A 17217-nucleotide genomic window follows, 5' to 3' on the forward strand; every position below is an offset into this window, starting at 1 on the left:
CGGGCGGGGCCCGGCAGCAAGGAGGGGACATGGGTGTCGAGGAAGCGCCGTCAGGTTTCCTGCTGACGACGATCGAGGACCTCGCGGGGTACCTGCGCAAGGCCTCGGTGTGGCCGGTGACGTTCGGCCTGGCCTGCTGCGCCATCGAGATGATGGCGGCGGGCGCGTCGCGGTTCGACCTGTCGCGGTTCGGCATGGAGGTGTTCCGCGCCTCGCCGCGCCAGGCGGACCTGATGATCGTCGCGGGCCGGGTGAGCCAGAAGATGGCCCCGGTGGTGCGTCAGGTGTACGACCAGATGAGCGAGCCCAAGTGGGTGCTCTCCATGGGCGTGTGCGCGTCGTCGGGCGGGATGTTCAACAACTACGCGATCGTGCAGGGCGTGGACCACGTGGTCCCGGTCGACATCTACCTGCCCGGCTGCCCGCCGCGCCCGGAGATGCTGATCAACGCGATCCTCGGGCTGCACGACCACATCCAGAACGCGCCGCTGGGCGTGAACCGGGTCGAGGCGGCGCGCGCCGCCGAGGCGGCCGCGATGGAGGCCACCCCCACCTTCGAGATGAAGGGCCTGCTGCGATGAGCGACGTCACGCCGGGCGGCGACCAGGGCTCGGCCCTGACACCCCCGGAGGGCGCGGCCACCTTCGAGGTGGTCGAGGTCAGGAAGGGCATGTTCGGCGTCCAGGGCTCGGGCGACACGTCCGGCTACGGCGGCCTGGTCACGCCCGTCGCGATGCCCGCCGCGTCGCCCCGCCCGTACGGGAGCTGGTTCGACCAGGTGGTCGACGTCCTGGCCGAGGTGCTGGCCGACGGCGCCCGCGTCGGCGGGCCCACCTACGACCAGGCGGTCGAGAAGGTGGTCGTGGACCTGCACGGCGCCGAGAGCCCCGACGCGCGCCAGGTGGAGCTCACCCTGCACGTCGCCCGCGAGCACCTCGTGGCCGTCTGCCAGGCCCTGCGCGACGACCAGGACCTGCGGTTCGAGCTGTCCCTCGGCGTCAGCGGCGTGCACTACCCGCACGACGCGGACAGGGAGCTGCACGCCGTCTACCACCTGACGTCGGTCACGCACTCGCGCCGCCTGCGGCTCGAGGTCGCGGCGCCCGATGCCGACCCGCACATCCCGTCCACCACGTCCGTGTACCCGGCCAACGACTGGCACGAGCGCGAGACCTTCGACTTCTTCGGGATCGTCTTCGACGGCCACCCCGCCCTGACGCGCATCGAGATGCCGGACGACTGGGTGGGCCACCCGCAGCGCAAGGACTACCCGCTCGGCGGCATCCCCGTCGAGTACAAGGGCGCCACGGTGCCCCCGCCGGACACGAGGAGGAGCTACTGATGAGCGCTCCCACCACTGCACCCCACGCCACCCGGGCCGCCGGGAACGAGGACATGTCGTCCACCGTGCGGGCCTTCGAGGCCTACGGCGACGGCGACTGGGACGACATCGCGCGCGAGGCGATCGGCGAGGAGCGGATCGTCGTCAACATGGGTCCCCAGCACCCGTCCACGCACGGCGTGCTGCGCCTGATGCTGGAGATCGACGGCGAGACCGTCACCGAGGCCCGCGCCGGCATCGGCTACCTGCACACGGGCATCGAGAAGAACATGGAGTTCCGCACCTGGACGCAGGGCACCACGTTCTGCACCCGCATGGACTACGTGGCGCCCCTGTTCCAGGAGGCCGCCTACTGCCTCGCCGTCGAGAAGCTGCTCGGCATCACCGACGACGTGCCCGAGCGCGCCAGCGTGATCCGCGTCCTGATGATGGAGCTCAACCGCATCGCCTCCCACCTGGTCTGCGTCGGCACCGGCGGCAACGAGATGGGCGCCACCACCGTCATGACCATCGGGTTCACCGCCCGCGAGGAGATCCTGCGGCTCTTCGAGGCCGTCACCGGCCTGCGCATGAACCACGCCTACATCCGCCCCGGCGGCGTGGCCGTGGACACGCCGGAGGGCTTCACCACCCAGGCCCGCGAGGCCCTGAAGAAGGTGCGGCACTACCTCAAGCAGCTCGGCGACCTCATGCTCGCCAACCCCATCTTCAAGGCCCGCCTGACCAACGTCGGCGTCCTGAACCTCTCCGGCTGCATGGCGCTCGCCATCACCGGGCCCGTGCTGCGCTCCACCGGCCTGCCGTACGACGTCCGCAAGGACAACCCGTACTGCGGCTACGAGACCTACGACTTCGACGTCCCCACCGCCAAGGGCGCCGACTGCTACGACCGCGTGGTGCTCCGCATCGAGGAGTGCTACCAGTCCCTCAAGATCGTCGAGCAGGCCCTGGAGCGGCTCGACCGCACCGAGGGCGAGCCGGTCATGGTCGCCGACAAGAAGATCGCCTGGCCCGCCCAGCTCGCCGTCGGCGGCGACGGGCAGGGCAACTCGCTGGAGCACATCAAGAAGATCATGGGCACCTCCATGGAGGCCCTGATCCACCACTTCAAGCTGGTCACCGAGGGCTTCCGCGTCCCCGTGGGCCAGGCCTGGCAGACCGTGGAGCACCCACGCGGCGAGCTCGGCGTGCACGTCGTCTCCGACGGCGGCACCCGCCCCTACCGCGCGCACTTCCGCGACCCCTCGTTCAACAACCTCCAGGCCACGTCGGTGATGTGCGAGGGCGGCCAGGTGGCCGACGTCGTCGTCGCCGTCGCGTCCCTGGACCCCGTGCTGGGAGGTGTGGACCGATGACCGCAGATCCGCAGGCGGCCACGAAGACCGGCTACGACGCCGAGACCGTGGCGTCCCTGACCGCCGACGCCACGGCGATCATGGCCCGCTACCCGGACCCCCGGTCCGGGCTGCTGCCCATGCTGCACCTCGTGCAGTCGGTCGACGGGTACGTCAGCCGCGACGGCATCCTGTTCTGCGCCGAGATGCTCGGCATCACGGCCGCCGAGGTCTCCGCCGTCGCCACCTTCTACACCCAGTACAAGCGCCACCCCAACGGCACCTACACCGTGGGCGTGTGCACCAACACCCTGTGCGCCGTCATGGGCGGCGACGCGATCTTCGACGAGCTCAGCGACCACCTCGGCGTGGGCCACGACGAGACCACCGACGACGGCGCCATCACCCTCGAGCGCATCGAGTGCAACGCCGCCTGCGACTACGCGCCCGTCGTGATGGTCAACTGGGAGTTCTTCGACAACCAGACGCCCGAGACGGCCACGGCGCTCGCGGACAAGCTGCGGCTCGGGGACGACGTCGTGCCGACCCGCGGCGCCGCGTCCGTCTGCTCGTTCAAGCAGATGAGCCGGGTCCTGGCCGGGTTCCCCGACGGCCGCGCCGACGAGGGCACGGGCGCGGGCGAGCCGACGCTGGTGGGGCTGAAGGTCGCCCGCGAGCGCGGCTGGACGGCTCCGGAGGCCCCGGCGGCCGGCGGCGCGGCGGAGGGCGCGGCCGCGGGCCAGACCAGCCCGCCCGTCGGCACGCCCGGGTCGAGCGCCGAGCGCAAGCCGGCGACGTCGTCCGACACCGAGACCGGCAAGGACAAGAAGCCCGGGGAGGACGCGAAGTGAACCTCACACCGGTACTCACCGACACGTGGGACAAGGACCGCTCCTGGCGGCTGGCCACGTACGAGCGCAACGGCGGCTACGCCGGCCTGAAGAAGGCCCTGACGATGGAGCCGGCCGCGCTGGTCCAGGCCGTCAAGGACTCCGGGCTGCGCGGCCGCGGCGGCGCGGGCTTCCCCACCGGCATGAAGTGGGGCTTCCTGCCCCCGCCCGACGGTGGCCCGCGGTACCTGGTCGTCAACGCCGACGAGTCCGAGCCGGGCACCTGCAAGGACATCCCGCTCATGCTCGCCAGCCCGCAGCACCTGATCGAGGGTGTGGCGATCACGAGCTTCGCGATCGGCTGCGACCACGCGTTCATCTACGTGCGCGGCGAGGTGCTGCACGTCTACCGGCGGCTGCTGAACGCCGTCGAGGAGGCGTACAAGGCGGGCTACCTGGGCAAGAACATCCAGGGCTCGGGCTTCGACCTGGACGTCACGGTGCACGCGGGCGCGGGCGCCTACATCTGCGGCGAGGAGACGGCGCTGCTCGACTCGCTGGAGGGCCTGCGCGGCCAGCCGCGGCTCAAGCCGCCGTTCCCCGCCGTGGCCGGCCTGTACGCGCGGCCCACGGTGGTCAACAACGTGGAGTCCATCGCGTCCGTCCCGGCCATCGTGGCCCGGGGCGCGGACTGGTTCGCCTCCATGGGCACCGAGAAGTCGCAGGGCCACGGCCTGTTCTCGCTGTCCGGGCACGTGACCCGGCCCGGCCAGTTCGAGGCGCCGCTCGGCATCACGCTGCGCGAGCTGCTCGAGCTCTCGGGCGGCATCCGCGCGGGCCACGAGCTGAAGTTCTGGACCCCGGGCGGGTCGTCGACGCCGATCTTCACGCAGGACCACCTCGACACCCCGCTCGACTACGAGTCGGTGGGCGCGGCGGGCTCGATGCTCGGCACGCGCGCGCTGCAGATCTTCGACGAGACGGTCTGCGTGGTGCGGGCCGTGTCCCGGTGGACCGACTTCTACGCGCACGAGTCCTGCGGCAAGTGCACGCCGTGCCGCGAGGGCACCTACTGGCTCAAGCAGGTGCTGCACCGCATCGAGGCCGGCGAGGGCCAGGACGGCGACCTCGAGCTGCTGGTCGACCTGTGCGACAACATCCTGGGCAAGGCGTTCTGCGCCCTGGGCGACGGCGCCGTCTCACCGATCACCTCCAGCATCGAGCACTTCCGGGACGAGTACCAGGCGCACATCGACGGGCACGGCTGCCCGTTCGACCCGAGCGCGTCGGCGCTGTTCCCGTACACCCCCAAGACACGGACACCGGGTGCCCTCACGGGCGCCGGCGCGGGAGGTCACTGATGACCGTCACCACGAACAACCCCACGGCCGAGGCCGCCCCGGTCGAGCTGGTCACCTTCACGATCGACGGCACGGAGGTGAGCGTGCCCAAGGGCACGCTGATCATCCGCGCCGCCGAGCAGGCCGGCATCCAGATCCCGCGGTTCTGCGACCACCCGCTCCTGGCGCCCGCCGGCGCGTGCCGGCAGTGCCTCGTCGAGGTCGCCATGCCGGACCGCGAGGGCAACGTGCGGCCCATGCCGAAGCCGCAGGCGTCGTGCACCATGACGGTCGCGCCCGGCATGGTGGTCAAGACGCAGCACACCTCCGCCGTCGCCGACAAGGCGCAGCAGGGGGTCATGGAGCTGCTGCTCATGAACCACCCGCTGGACTGCCCGGTCTGCGACAAGGGCGGCGAGTGCCCCCTGCAGAACCAGGCGATGAGCAACGGGCGGCCCGAGACGCGGTTCGTCGACGTCAAGCGCACCTTCCCCAAGCCGATCGCCCTGTCCACGCAGATCCTGCTGGACCGCGAGCGCTGCGTGCTGTGCCAGCGCTGCACCCGGTTCAGCGAGGAGATCGCGGGCGACGCGTTCATCGCCCTCCAGGACCGCGGCGCGCACCAGCAGATCGGCCGGTTCGACGAGGACGTGCTCGGGTTCGCCGGCGCGGAGTCGTCCACCGGCCCCGTGGACCGTCCGGTCGGGGAGGCCACGACGGACACGTCCGGGCGGCCGTTCTCGTCCTACTACTCGGGCAACACCGTGCAGATCTGCCCGGTGGGCGCCCTGACGGGCGCGGGCTACCGGTTCCGGTCGCGCCCGTTCGACCTGGTCAGCAGCGAGAGCATCGCCGAGCACGACTCGTGCGGCTCGGCGATCCGCATCGACCACCGCCGCGGCCAGGTGCTGCGCCGGCTCTCCGGCGAGGACCCGGTGGTCAACGAGGAGTGGATCACCGACAAGGACCGCTTCGCCTTCACGTGGCAGACGGCGCCGGACCGCATCACCACGCCGCTGGTGCGCGAGGACGGCGAGCTGCGCCCCGCGTCCTGGGTCGAGGCCCTGGAGATCGCGGCGGCCGGCCTGGCCGCAGCCCGCGACAACGGCGGCGTGGGCGTGCTGCCCGGCGGCCGCCTGACGGTCGAGGACGCGTTCGCCTGGTCGCGGTTCGCCCGCACGGCGCTCGGCACCAACGACGTGGACCAGCGGGTGCGCGTGCACTCCGCCGAGGAGGCCGCGTTCCTGGGCCGCGTCGTGGCCGGCTCCGGCGTGGGCGTCACGTTCGGCGACCTGGAGCACGCCCCCGCGGTGCTGCTCGTCGGCCTGGAGGCCGAGGAGGAGGCCGGCGTCACCTTCCTGCGGCTGCGCAAGGGCGCACGCGGCAAGGCCGGCACCAAGGTCTTCTCGATCGCCCCCTACGCCACCCGCGGCCTGGCCCGCCTGGACGGCACGCTGCTCCCGGCGGCCCCCGGCACCGAGGCCGAGTGGCTGACCAGCCTGACCACCAGCCTCGGTGGCGGCCTGCTCCCCGCGGACGCCCCGACGTCGGACATCGACACGAGCGCCCTGGCCCAGCCGGGCGCCGTCATCCTGGTGGGCGAGCGCCTCGCGGGCTCGCCCGGCGCGTACACGGCGGCCCTCGGCCTCGCCGAGGCCACGGGCGCGCGGCTCGCGTGGGTCCCGCGGCGCGCGGGCGAGCGCGGCGGCGTCGAGGCCGGCCTGCTGCCGGGCCTGCTGCCCGGCGGCCGCCCGGTCGCCGACGCCACGGCGCGGGCCGAGGTGGCCCAGGCCTGGGGCGCCGAGCTGCCGGCCACGCCCGGCCGCGACACCGCGGGCATCCTCGGGGCGCTCGCCTCGGGCGCCCTGGGCGGAGCGATCGTGGGCGGCGTCGAGCTCGCGGACCTGCCCGACCCGGCGGCCGCGCGCGCGGCGCTGGACGCGGTGCGGGCCCGGGGCGGGTTCGTCGTGAGCGTCGAGGTGCGCGCCTCGGAGGTGACCGAGCGGGCCGACGTCGTGCTCCCGGTCGCCCCGCCCGTGGAGCGTGCCGGCTCGTACTGGAACTGGGAGGGCCGCGTGCGGTCCTTCGCCGCCGCGCTCGAGTCGAGCGCGCTGCCCGACCACCGCGTGCTGCACGTCCTGGCGCAGCAGCTCGGGGTGGACCTGCAGGCGGCGTCGCCCGCCGAGGCGCACCTCGCGATCGCCCTGACCCAGGGCGCGTGGGAGGGCGACGCGGTGACCATCGAGAGCGACGTGCTCGCCGCACCGCCCGCCGTGGGCCCGGGGCAGGCGGTGCTCGCCACCTGGCGGCTCCTGCTCGACGCGGCCTCCGGCCAGGAGGGCGAGCAGTTCCTCGCCGGCACGGCCAAGCAGGCCGTCGCCCGGATGTCGGCCGCGACCGCGGCCGGTTTCGGGGTCGCCGACGGCGGCGTGGTCACCGTCAGCACGGCGCGCGGCTCGGTCCGGGTGCCCGCCGCGGTCACCGACGGGATGGTCGACGGCGTGGTCTGGCTGCCGCTCGCGTCCGCCGGCTCCCGCGTGCACGACACGCTCGGCGCGACCGCGGGCGACCTCGTCACCGTCACGCCGGAAGGAGACGCCCGATGAACCCGGTGCTGCTGGCCGAGGCCGCGCCCGGCGTGGCCGCGGACTTCTCGCAGGAGACCATCTGGGCCTCGATCGTGAAGGCCGTGCTGATCGTGGTCTTCCTGCTGACCAGCGTGCTGTTCGCGATCTGGTTCGAGCGCAAGGTCGTGGCGCGCATGCAGGTGCGCCCCGGCCCCAACTGGCACGGGCCGGCCGGCCTGCTCCAGTCGCTCGCGGACGCCATGAAGCTCCTGCTCAAGGAGGACATGACGGTCACACGAGCCGACCGGTTCGTGTACCTGCTGGCACCGATGATCTCGGTGTTCTGCTCGCTGCTCGTGTTCGCCGTGATCCCGTTCGGGCCGAGCCTGCCCTTCCCGTGGACCGACTGGACCACACCGGCGCAGCTCACCGACTTCCCGGTGGCGGTGCTCTACGTGCTGGCCGCCGCGTCGCTCGGCGTCTACGGCATCGTGCTGGGCGGTTGGGCGTCGGGCTCCACGTACCCGCTGCTCGGCTCGGTCCGGTCCACGGCGCAGGTGATCAGCTACGAGCTCGCGATGGGCCTGTCCCTGGTGAGCGTCTTCATCATGGCGGGGTCGATGTCGACCTCCCAGATCGTGTCCAGCCAGACGCAGATCTGGTGGTTCATCCCGCTCGCGCCGGCCTTCGTGATCTACGTGATCTCGATGGTCGGCGAGACCAACCGCCTGCCGTTCGACCTCCCCGAGGCCGAGGGCGAGCTGGTCTCCGGCTACATGACCGAGTACTCGTCGATGAAGTTCGCCTGGTTCTTCCTGGCGGAGTACATCAACATGCTCAACGTCTCGGCCGTCTGCGTGACCCTCTTCCTGGGCGGCTGGCGGGCACCGGTGCCCGACGGGTTCCTGGGCGGCGCGCTCAACGAGGGCTGGCTGCCCATCATCTGGTTCCTCGTGAAGCTCTGGGCCGTCATGTTCTTCTTCGTGTGGGTGCGCGGCACGCTGCTGCGCCTGCGCTACGACCAGTTCATGGTCTTCGGCTGGAAGGTGCTCATCCCGGTCGCGCTGGCCTGGGTCGTCGTGCTCGCCGTCGTGCAGTGGCTGCAGCGCGTGCAGGGCATGTCCTTCCAGCAGTTCGTCCCGGTGATCATCGGGGTCGCCGTCGTCTTCATCGCGGTCATGTGGTTCTGGCCCGACAAGAAGGCCGCGCCACCGGGCGACGGCGCGGACAAGGAGCCCGTCGACGCGTTCGCCGGCGGGTTCCCGGTGCCGCCGCTGCCCGGCGAGAAGCTGCCCCCGTCCAAGCGGTTCGGAAAGGAGGTCCACGGTGAGTGAGCGAAAGTCGGGCGAGTACCAGCCCCTGCGGCCCCAGCCGGGACCCATCGCGGAGCTGTTCGCTCCCGTCGCGGGATTCGGCGTGACGCTGTCGTCGATGTTCAGGCCCACGGTCACGGAGCAGTACCCCCGCGAGAAGGTGCCCACCCAGCGCCGGTTCCACGGCCGCCACCAGCTCAACCGGTACGCCGACGGGCTGGAGAAGTGCATCGGCTGCGAGCTGTGCGCCTGGGCGTGCCCGGCGGACGCGATCTACGTGGAGGGCGCGTCCAACGCGGACCTGCCCGAGAACGCGGGCCTCCAGGTCAACGCGGACGACTCGGCCGGCGCGCACATGAGCCCCGGCGAGCGGTACGGCGGCGTCTACCAGATCAACTACCTGCGCTGCATCTTCTGCGGGCTGTGCATCGAGGCCTGCCCCACGCGGGCGCTGACCATGACCAACGACTTCGAGCTGGCCGGCAAGACGCGCGCCGGCATGATCTACGAGAAGCAGGACCTGCTGGCCCCGCTCTCGGAGGGCATGCTCGCGGCGCCCCACCCCATGGTCGAGGGCACCACGGACACCAACTACTACAGCGGCGACGTGCTGGGCCCGACGGCGGCCCAGGTCGACTGGGTCCGGGAGCACCGGCCCGACGACGAGACGCTCGACGCCGCCGACGCCGTCGCCTCGGGCCGCGCGCCCGCGCCGACGCCGCGGCAGCACGAGCTGCGCCCCGACGAGGGTCCGGGGGCCGCCGAGCGGTCCGCGGGCGCCGCCGCCGTGGGCTCCGTGCGCGTGCTGGCGAGCGACGCGGCCGGCTCCGGCCGCCCGGGGGTGACGGCATGACCCCCGCCGGGCTGGAGATCTCCGGCGGCGAGACCGTCCTGTTCTGGGTGATCGCGCCGCTCATGGTGCTCGCCGCGCTCGGCCTGCTGTTCGTCAAGCGGGCCGTGCACGCGGCGATGTGCCTCGTGTTCGTCATGGTCAGCATGGCCATCCTGTACATCGCGCAGGAGGCACCGTTCCTCGGCGTCGTGCAGGTGGTCGTGTACACGGGCGCGGTGATGATGCTGTTCCTGTTCGTCCTGATGCTCGTCGGCGTCGACGCGTCGGACTCGCTCACCGAGACCATCCGCGGGCAGCGCTGGATCGGCCTGCTCATCGGCATCGGCCTCGCCGTGCTGCTGGGCGCCGTGGTGGGGCGCGCGGCGTTCCCGCCGGCGGCCGGGCTGAACGGGGGAGACCCGGGCGGCGTCGCGAACCCGCAGGGCCTGGCCCGCGTGCTCTTCTCCCAGTACGTGGTGGCCATGGAGGCCGTGGGCGTGCTGCTCGTGACCGCGGCCGTGGGCGCGCTCGTGCTCACCCACCGGCGCCGGCTCACGCCCAAGCAGGACCAGCGCGCCGTCGCCGACGCGCGGGTCCGCGCCCTGCCCGACGGCGTGGTGCTCACCCCGCTGCCGTCGCCGGGCGTCTACGCCACGTCCAACGCGATGGACACGCCCGCGCTCGGGCCGGACGGCGAGCAGGTGCCGCAGTCGGTGTCGCGGGTGCTGCGCATCCGCGGCCAGGAGAAGGCGGCCCCGCACGCGCCGGGTACCGAGCTCGTCGAGACCCAGGCCCAGGTCGGTGGGTCCCGCTCGACCGGAACGCGTGAGGGAGAGGCCTGATGGACATCACCAACTACGTGGTCCTGGCCGCCGTGCTCTTCGCCATCGGGGCCACGACCGTGCTGCTGCGCCGCAACGCGATCGTCGTCTTCATGGGCGTGGAGCTCATGCTCAACGCCACGAACCTCGCCTTCGTCACCTTCGCCAGGATGCACGGCGACCTGACGGGCCAGGTGCTCGCCTTCTTCGTCATGGTCGTCGCCGCCGCCGAGGTCGTCGTCGGCCTCGCCATCATCGTGACGATCTTCCGTACCCGCCGCTCGGCCTCGGTCGACGACGTCAACCTGCTCAAGGGCTGAGGGGGAGACAGTGAACGAAGTGATCGGGCTCGCCCCCTGGCTGGTCGGCTTCCCGCTGATCGGCGCAGCGATCCTGCTGCTGGGTGGCAGGGCCACCGACCGCTGGGGCCACTGGCTCGGGGTGGCGGCCTCGGCCGCCTCCGGGGCCGTCGCCTTCATCCTGATGTTCCGCATGATCGGCACGCCCGCCGAGGACCGCTCCGTCGACCACCACCTGTGGACATGGCTGTCCGCCGGGAACCTGGACGTGGACCTCGGCATCCGGCTGGACCCCCTGTCCATGACCTTCGTGATGCTCGTGACCTTCGTGGGCACGCTCATCCACATCTACTCCGTGGCCTACATGGACCACGACCCCGACCGGCGCCGCTTCTTCGCGTACCTGAACCTGTTCGTCGCGGCGATGCTGACGCTGGTCCTGGCCAACTCCTACCTCCTGCTCTTCGTGGGCTGGGAGGGCGTGGGCCTCGCGTCCTACCTGCTCATCGGGTTCTGGGACACGGGACGGCCCTCCGCGCGGGAGAACGCCGTAGCGGCCAAGAAGGCGTTCGTCATGAACCGCATCGGTGACATGGGGCTCATCGCCGCCATGGCGCTGCTGTTCGCCCACGCGGGCGCCCTCGACTTCGGCACCGCCCTGTCCGAGGACTCCGTCGGCACCATGTCGCAGGCCACCGCCACCGCGATCGGCCTCTGCCTGCTGCTCGCCGCCTGCGGCAAGTCGGCGCAGTTCCCGCTCCAGGCCTGGCTCGGCGACGCGATGGCCGGCCCGACGCCGGTCTCCGCGCTCATCCACGCGGCCACCATGGTCACCGCCGGCGTCTACCTCATGGTGCGTTCCGGGGCCATCCTCGAGGCCGCGCCCACGGCGCAGCTCGTCGTCGTGCTGGTCGGCGCGGTGACCCTGCTGTTCGGGGCGATCGTCGGCTGCGCCAAGGACGACATCAAGAAGGCGCTGGCCGCCTCCACGATGTCCCAGATCGGCTACATGATGCTCGCCGCGGGCCTCGGCCCGGCCGGGTACGCGTTCGCGATCTTCCACCTGCTCACCCACGGCTTCTTCAAGGCGGGCCTGTTCCTCGGCGCCGGCTCGGTGATGCACGCGATGGGTGACCAGACCGACATGCGGCGCTTCGGCGGGCTGTCGCGGTTCCTGCCCATCACCTGGATCACGATGGGCCTGGGCTGGCTCGCGATCCTCGGGATCCCGCCCTTCTCCGGCTTCTGGAGCAAGGACGGCATCATCGAGGCCGCGTTCATCCCGGTCGAGGGCCAGCCGTGGCGGGCCTGGGTGTTCGGCACGGTCGCCGTGCTCGGCGCCGCGATCACCGCGTTCTACATGACGCGCCTGTTCTTCATGACGTTCGGCGGACGCCGTCCGCGCTGGACCGAGAACCAGCACCCGCACGAGGGCTCGCCGCTGATGTGGTGGCCGCTGGTCTTCCTCGGCGTCGGCTCCGCCGCGCTGGGTCTCGTGCTCGGCATCGGCGGCACGTTCACCACATGGCTGGAGCCGGTGACCGGCCATGCCGAGCACCACGAGCCCGTGCTGCCGGTCCCGGTGATCATCACCGCCACGCTCGTCGTCGTCGTGCTCGGGGCGCTGCTCGCGTTCCGGATGTACGCCGTCAACCTGGTCCCCGAGGAGGCGCCGCGCGGCTCCGTCCTCACGCGGGCCGCCCGCAAGGACCTCTACCAGGACGCCGCCAACGAGACCCTCGTGATGAAGCCCGGCTACGGGCTGGCCCGCGTGGTGCAGGTCGGCGACCGGGACGTCGTCGACCGCGGCTGGAGCGTGCTGCCGCAGGCGGTCTCGTGGTTCGGCGGGGTGTTCCGCAAGGCGCAGACCGGGTACGTCCGCTCGTACGCGGCGGGCATGGCGGGCGGCGTGCTCGTCATCGCCGTGGTCGTGTGGCTCGTGGTGGGTCTCGGTGGTGCCCAGTGATCGGAGGAGAGATGTTTCCCTGGCTGACCGCCCTCATCGCGTGGCCGCTGGTCGGCGCGGCGGTGGTGGCGCTGGGCGCGCTCGGTCGCTCCCGGACCGGCTCCGCGAACGCGGGGACCGGCCTGGCCCGCCCCGTCGCCCTGGTGTTCTCGCTGGTCGAGGTGGCCCTGCTGGTCGGGGCGTTCCTCGCCTTCGACACCAGCGCCGCCGCCGAGCACCAGCTCGCCGAGACCCATGCCTGGATCCCGCAGATCGGCACGTCCTACGCGGTGGCCGTCGACGGCGTCGGCCTCCTGCTCGTGGCGCTGGCCGTGGTGCTGGTGCCGCTGGTGCTGCTGGCCGCCTGGAACGAGCAGGGGCGCGACGAGGTGCGCCTGCGCCGGTTCGTGGGTCTCGTGCTGCTGCTCCAGGCGTTCATGGTGGCCGTGTTCGCCGCCCGCGACGTCTTCCTGTTCTACGTGCTGTTCGAGGCCATGCTGATCCCCGCCTACTTCCTCATCGGCGGGTTCGGGCAGGGTGCGGGCCGGCGCCAGGCGGCCGTGAAGTTCCTGATGTTCAGCCTGGGCGGCGGGCTCATCATGCTCGCCGCGGTGATCGCGCTGTACTTCCTCGCGGTCGGCGCGGGCGTGGACCCGAGCAAGGCCTTCCTCGTGGACGAGCTGGTGGGCGTGAACCTCGGCACCATCGCCGAGCGCCTCATGTTCGTCGGGTTCTTCATCGCCTTCGCGATCAAGGCCCCGATGGTCCCGGTGCACAGCTGGCTGCCCGACGTCGCGGGCAACGCCACCCCCGGCACGTCCACGCTGCTGATCTGCGTGCTGGACAAGGTGGGCACCTTCGGGATGCTGACCCTGTGCCTGCCGCTGTTCCCGGAGGCGTCCCGCTGGGCCGCGCCGTTCGTGATCGCGCTCGCCGTCATCTCGGTGCTGTACGGCGCGATCATGGCCATCATGCAGACCGACCTGCTGCGCCTGGTCGGCTGGACGTCGGTGAGCCACTTCGGCTTCATCATCCTGGGCATCTTCACCTTCACGCCGCTGGGCACCGCCGGGTCGAGCTTCATGATGCTCAACCACGGGCTGGCCACGGGCGCACTGTTCCTGGTGGCCGGGTTCCTCGTGGCCCGGCACCCGGAGCGGTCGCAGCGGATCACGGACTACCGCGGCCTGCGGTCGGTCACGCCGGTGCTCGCCGGCACGTTCCTCGTGGCGGGCCTGGCGACGCTGTCGCTGCCCGGCCTGGCCACGTTCGTCAGCGAGATCATGGTGCTGATCGGGGCCTTCTCCGGGGCTCCCGCCGGCTCGGCCGCCTGGACCGTGGCGGCGATCCCGGGTGTGGTGCTCGCCGCGATCTACGTGCTGCTGACCTACCAGAAGATCTTCACCGGGGCGCCGGCCGAGGGGCTGGAGGCGCTGCCCGACCTCAGGGCGCGTGAGCGTATCGTCGCGGCCCCGCTGGTGGTCGGACTCCTGGTGCTCGGCCTGGTGCCGGGCCTCGCCCTGACCTACGTGGACGCGCCGGCGCAGCAGTCGGCGACGACCATCGCGGTCGACGACCCGGCGGACGCCGCCGCGCAGATGGGGAGCGACAAGTGAACGGCAACGAGTTCGTGGCACCCGAGATCGACTGGCTCGCCCTCGCGCCGCTGATCGTGGTGCTGGGCGCGGGTGTGGTCGGCGTGCTCCTCGAGGCGTTCGTCCCGGCCAGGGCCCGCCGCGTGACCCAGATCGTGCTCACCCTGGCCGCGCTGGCCGGTGGCCTCGCGTTCGTGGTGTACCTCTGGCCCCAGATCGTGGCGCAGCCCGTCCAGGTGGTCGGCGGCAGCGTGACGCTGACGCCGTTCGCGCTCGGAGCGCAGGGCATCATCGCGCTGCTCGCGTTCCTGGGTGTGCTCGTCGTGGCCGACCGCACCGCCACCGGCCAGGACGCGTTCGCGCCCACGGCCTCGGCGGTGCCCGGCACCTCGTACGAGGACCTCGCCCGGAAGTCGGGCCTGGAGCAGACCGAGATCTACCCGCTGCTGCTGTTCGCGGCGGGCGGCATGATGCTCTTCGCCTCCACCGACGACCTGATCGTCATGTTCATCGCGCTGGAGGTGCTGTCGCTCCCGCTGTACGTGCTGTGCGCCACGGCGCGCCGGCGCCGGCTGCTCTCGCAGGAGGCGGCGGCCAAGTACTTCCTGCTGGGCGCCTTCGCGTCGGCGCTGTTCATCTTCGGCGTCGCGCTGATCTACGGGTTCGCCGGCACGGTGCGGCTCCTGGAGATCGCGCAGCGGGTGCAGCAGGGCGCACTGCCCCTGGAGGGCATGAGCGCGCTGCTCGTGGCCGGTGTGCTGCTGGTGACGGTCGGCCTGCTGTTCAAGATCGGCGCGGTGCCGTTCCACGCCTGGACCCCCGACGTCTACACCGGCGCGCCCACGCCCATCACCGGTTTCATGGCCGCGTGCACCAAGGCGGCGGCCGTCGCGGCACTGGTCGAGGTGCTGTACCGCATCTCGATCGGCGTCCAGGCGGTCGACCCGGAGATCATGCGGCAGCTCCAGGTGGTCATCGTCGTGGTGGCCGTCCTGACCATGGCCGTCGGCACCGTGATCGGGTCCGTGCAGACCGACGTGAAGCGCCTGCTGGCCTACTCGTCGATCGCGCACGCCGGGTTCCTGCTGGTGGGCATCGCCGGCTTCGGCCCGCAGGTCCAGTCGTCCACGCTCTTCTACCTGCTCGCCTACGGCATCGCGACGATCGGCGCGTTCGCCGTGGTCACGCTGGTCCGGGAGCGCCGGGTCACGCCCGGGGCGCCGGAGGACAACGGCCCCGTGGCCGACGACGGCGTGGTGCTCGGCGAGGCGACCGAGATCGCCCAGTGGGCCGGCCTGGGGCGCAAGGCCCCGTGGCTCACCGCTGCGTTCGCCCTGTTCCTGCTGTCCATGGCGGGCATCCCGCTCACGGCCGGGTTCATCGCCAAGTTCGGCGCGTTCGCCGGGGCGACGTCGGGCGGCCTGTGGTGGCTCGCGGTGCTCGGCGTGCTCGCGTCGGTGGTCGCCGTGGCGTTCTACCTGCGGCTGCTGGTCGTCATGGTGTTCCAGCCGGGGACGGTCGAGCCGGCCTCGCAGGTCGAGCCTGCCTCGCGGGTGGAGCCTGTCGAAACCGGGGTCTCGACAAGCTCGACCAGCGAGGGCGCGACCGGCGAGGGCGCCGAAGGCTCGACCAGCGAGGGCAGCGTCGCCACCGCGACCAAGGTGCAGGTCACGGCCGCGCAGCGCGTCGTCGTCACGGTGGTGCGGTCGCGTGGTCCGGCGGCCGTGGCGATCGCCGTCTGCGCGATCGCGACGGTGATTCTCGGAGTTTTCCCGTCTCTGGTTCTTAATCTGGTGGCAGAGGCAAGTAAGTTCGTGCCGTGACCTCCGTACCGCTGCCGCCCCAGACGACGACGGGTACGTCGGCGTCCGCACCCCCGGCCGCTCCGACTGACCTGCCCGACCCGACCGCGCTCGGCCTGCCGATCACGGACCCGGAGCTGGCGTCCCGTCTCGCGGACCGGCTGACGGTGGTCGACGAGGCGCTGTCGGACGCCGTCTCCAGCGCGGACAAGCTGGCCGACGGCGCCTCGCGGCACCTCGTCGACGCGGGCGGCAAGCGGTTCCGGCCGCTGCTCACCCTGCTCACGGGTGAGCTGGGCGACGGCGCTGCGCCCGGTGTCGTCGACGCCGCCGTGGTGGTCGAGCTGACGCAGGTCGCCTCGCTGTACCACGACGACGTCATGGACTCGGCGCCGATGCGCCGGGGCGCCCCGGCGGCCCACATGGTGTGGGGCAACTCGGTGGCGATCCTGGTGGGCGACATGCTGTTCGCCCGGGCCTCGGCCCGGGTGGCCGAGCTCGGTCCCGAGGCGGTGATCCTGCAGTCCCGGACGTTCGAGCGCATGTGCATGGGGCAGCTGCACGAGACCATGGGCCCGGACGACGGCGAGGACGCCGTGGCCCACTACCTGCAGGTGCTGAGCGACAAGACGGCGTCGCTGCTGTCGGCGTCGGCCCGGCTGGGCGCCATGCTCGCCGGTGCGCCGAAGGGGCAGATCGAGGCCGTGGGCGCGTTCGGCGAGAAGGTCGGCGTCGCCTTCCAGCTCGCCGACGACGTCCTCGACGTCGCCTCCGAGGGCGAGACCTCGGGCAAGACGCCGGGCACCGACCTGCGCGAGCACGTGCCGACCATGCCGGTGCTGCTGCTGCGCCAGCACGTCGCGTCGGGCTCCGCCACCGACGACGACAAGGACCTGCTCGCGACGCTCGACGGCGACCTGTCGTCCGACGAGGTGCTGACGGCCGCCCTGCAGCGCCTGCGGGCGCACTCCGTCCTTGCCGACACCCGGGAGCTGGCGGTGCGCTGGGCGCGCGAGGCGGCCGCGGAGCTCGCGCCGCTGCCGGACGGGCCGGTCAAGGAGTCCCTGGAGCAGTTCGCGCAGGCCCTGGCGGACCGCGCGGTCTGACGCGCGGGCGGTCCTCGACGACAGTGACGAAGTTGTGATCATGCGTCTGACCTGGTACTTCGCTCCAGACTAACGATTTCACCCGTCCAGG

At 72.0% G+C, this 17217-nt stretch carries 14 protein-coding genes; all 14 read left to right on the forward strand.

The genetic code is table 11. The annotated features are described in order from the left end of the window. Positions 1-29: 29 nt before the first annotated feature. From H291_RS0116090 to H291_RS0116155, 14 genes are read left to right on the forward strand one after another with little or no spacing between them, the layout of a single operon-like run. Positions 30-581 carry a NuoB/complex I 20 kDa subunit family protein gene (locus H291_RS0116090; RefSeq protein ID WP_020016037.1) on the forward strand — a complete coding sequence of 184 codons (552 nt, stop codon included), beginning with the start codon at positions 30-32 and terminating at the stop codon, positions 579-581. Beyond that, complete coding sequence (locus H291_RS0116095) at positions 578-1342, forward strand: NADH-quinone oxidoreductase subunit C (RefSeq protein WP_020016038.1); 765 nt, start codon at positions 578-580, stop codon at positions 1340-1342. The genes H291_RS0116090 and H291_RS0116095 overlap by 4 nt, the downstream gene beginning before the upstream one ends. Further along, a complete protein-coding gene (locus H291_RS0116100; protein WP_026365822.1) occupies positions 1342-2697 on the forward strand; it encodes an NADH-quinone oxidoreductase subunit D in 1356 nt (451 codons plus the stop codon). Before H291_RS0116095 ends, H291_RS0116100 begins: the two co-directional genes overlap by 1 nt. Next, positions 2694-3527 (forward strand): NADH-quinone oxidoreductase subunit NuoE, encoded by an 834-nt coding sequence (nuoE, locus tag H291_RS0116105; RefSeq protein WP_020016040.1) that lies wholly within the window; start codon positions 2694-2696, stop codon positions 3525-3527. The genes H291_RS0116100 and nuoE overlap by 4 nt, the downstream gene beginning before the upstream one ends. Then, the gene (gene nuoF, locus H291_RS0116110) at positions 3524-4867 is read left to right on the forward strand and encodes an NADH-quinone oxidoreductase subunit NuoF (protein WP_020016041.1); all 1344 of its coding nucleotides are present in this window, start codon (positions 3524-3526) and stop codon (positions 4865-4867) included. The genes nuoE and nuoF overlap by 4 nt, the downstream gene beginning before the upstream one ends. After that, complete coding sequence (locus tag H291_RS0116115) at positions 4867-7452, forward strand: NADH-quinone oxidoreductase subunit G (protein WP_020016042.1); 2586 nt, start codon at positions 4867-4869, stop codon at positions 7450-7452. Before nuoF ends, H291_RS0116115 begins: the two co-directional genes overlap by 1 nt. Further along, positions 7449-8747, forward strand: coding sequence for an NADH-quinone oxidoreductase subunit NuoH (gene nuoH, locus H291_RS30435; protein ID WP_020016043.1), 1299 nt, complete (start codon positions 7449-7451; stop codon positions 8745-8747). Before H291_RS0116115 ends, nuoH begins: the two co-directional genes overlap by 4 nt. Next, a complete protein-coding gene (nuoI, locus tag H291_RS30440; protein WP_020016044.1) occupies positions 8740-9579 on the forward strand; it encodes an NADH-quinone oxidoreductase subunit NuoI in 840 nt (279 codons plus the stop codon). The genes nuoH and nuoI overlap by 8 nt, the downstream gene beginning before the upstream one ends. Beyond that, a complete protein-coding gene (locus tag H291_RS0116130; protein WP_020016045.1) occupies positions 9576-10400 on the forward strand; it encodes an NADH-quinone oxidoreductase subunit J in 825 nt (274 codons plus the stop codon). The genes nuoI and H291_RS0116130 overlap by 4 nt, the downstream gene beginning before the upstream one ends. Beyond that, a complete protein-coding gene (gene nuoK, locus H291_RS0116135) occupies positions 10400-10699 on the forward strand; it encodes an NADH-quinone oxidoreductase subunit NuoK (protein ID WP_020016046.1) in 300 nt (99 codons plus the stop codon). Before H291_RS0116130 ends, nuoK begins: the two co-directional genes overlap by 1 nt. Positions 10700-10718: 19 nt before the next feature. Continuing rightward, positions 10719-12644: an NADH-quinone oxidoreductase subunit L gene (nuoL, locus tag H291_RS30445; protein WP_020016047.1), complete on the forward strand. Its 1926-nt coding sequence runs from the start codon at positions 10719-10721 to the stop codon at positions 12642-12644. 11 nt (positions 12645-12655) lie between these two features. After that, positions 12656-14239, forward strand: coding sequence for an NADH-quinone oxidoreductase subunit M (locus H291_RS0116145; protein ID WP_020016048.1), 1584 nt, complete (start codon positions 12656-12658; stop codon positions 14237-14239). Next, the gene (gene nuoN, locus H291_RS0116150) at positions 14236-16041 is read left to right on the forward strand and encodes an NADH-quinone oxidoreductase subunit NuoN (protein ID WP_020016049.1); all 1806 of its coding nucleotides are present in this window, start codon (positions 14236-14238) and stop codon (positions 16039-16041) included. Before H291_RS0116145 ends, nuoN begins: the two co-directional genes overlap by 4 nt. Beyond that, positions 16038-17126, forward strand: coding sequence for a polyprenyl synthetase family protein (locus H291_RS0116155; RefSeq protein ID WP_020016050.1), 1089 nt, complete (start codon positions 16038-16040; stop codon positions 17124-17126). The genes nuoN and H291_RS0116155 overlap by 4 nt, the downstream gene beginning before the upstream one ends. Positions 17127-17217: the final 91 nt, after the last annotated feature.

It is taken from the genome of Promicromonospora sukumoe 327MFSha3.1 (assembly GCF_000385135.1).
Lineage (GTDB): Bacteria > Actinomycetota > Actinomycetes > Actinomycetales > Cellulomonadaceae > Promicromonospora > Promicromonospora sukumoe_B.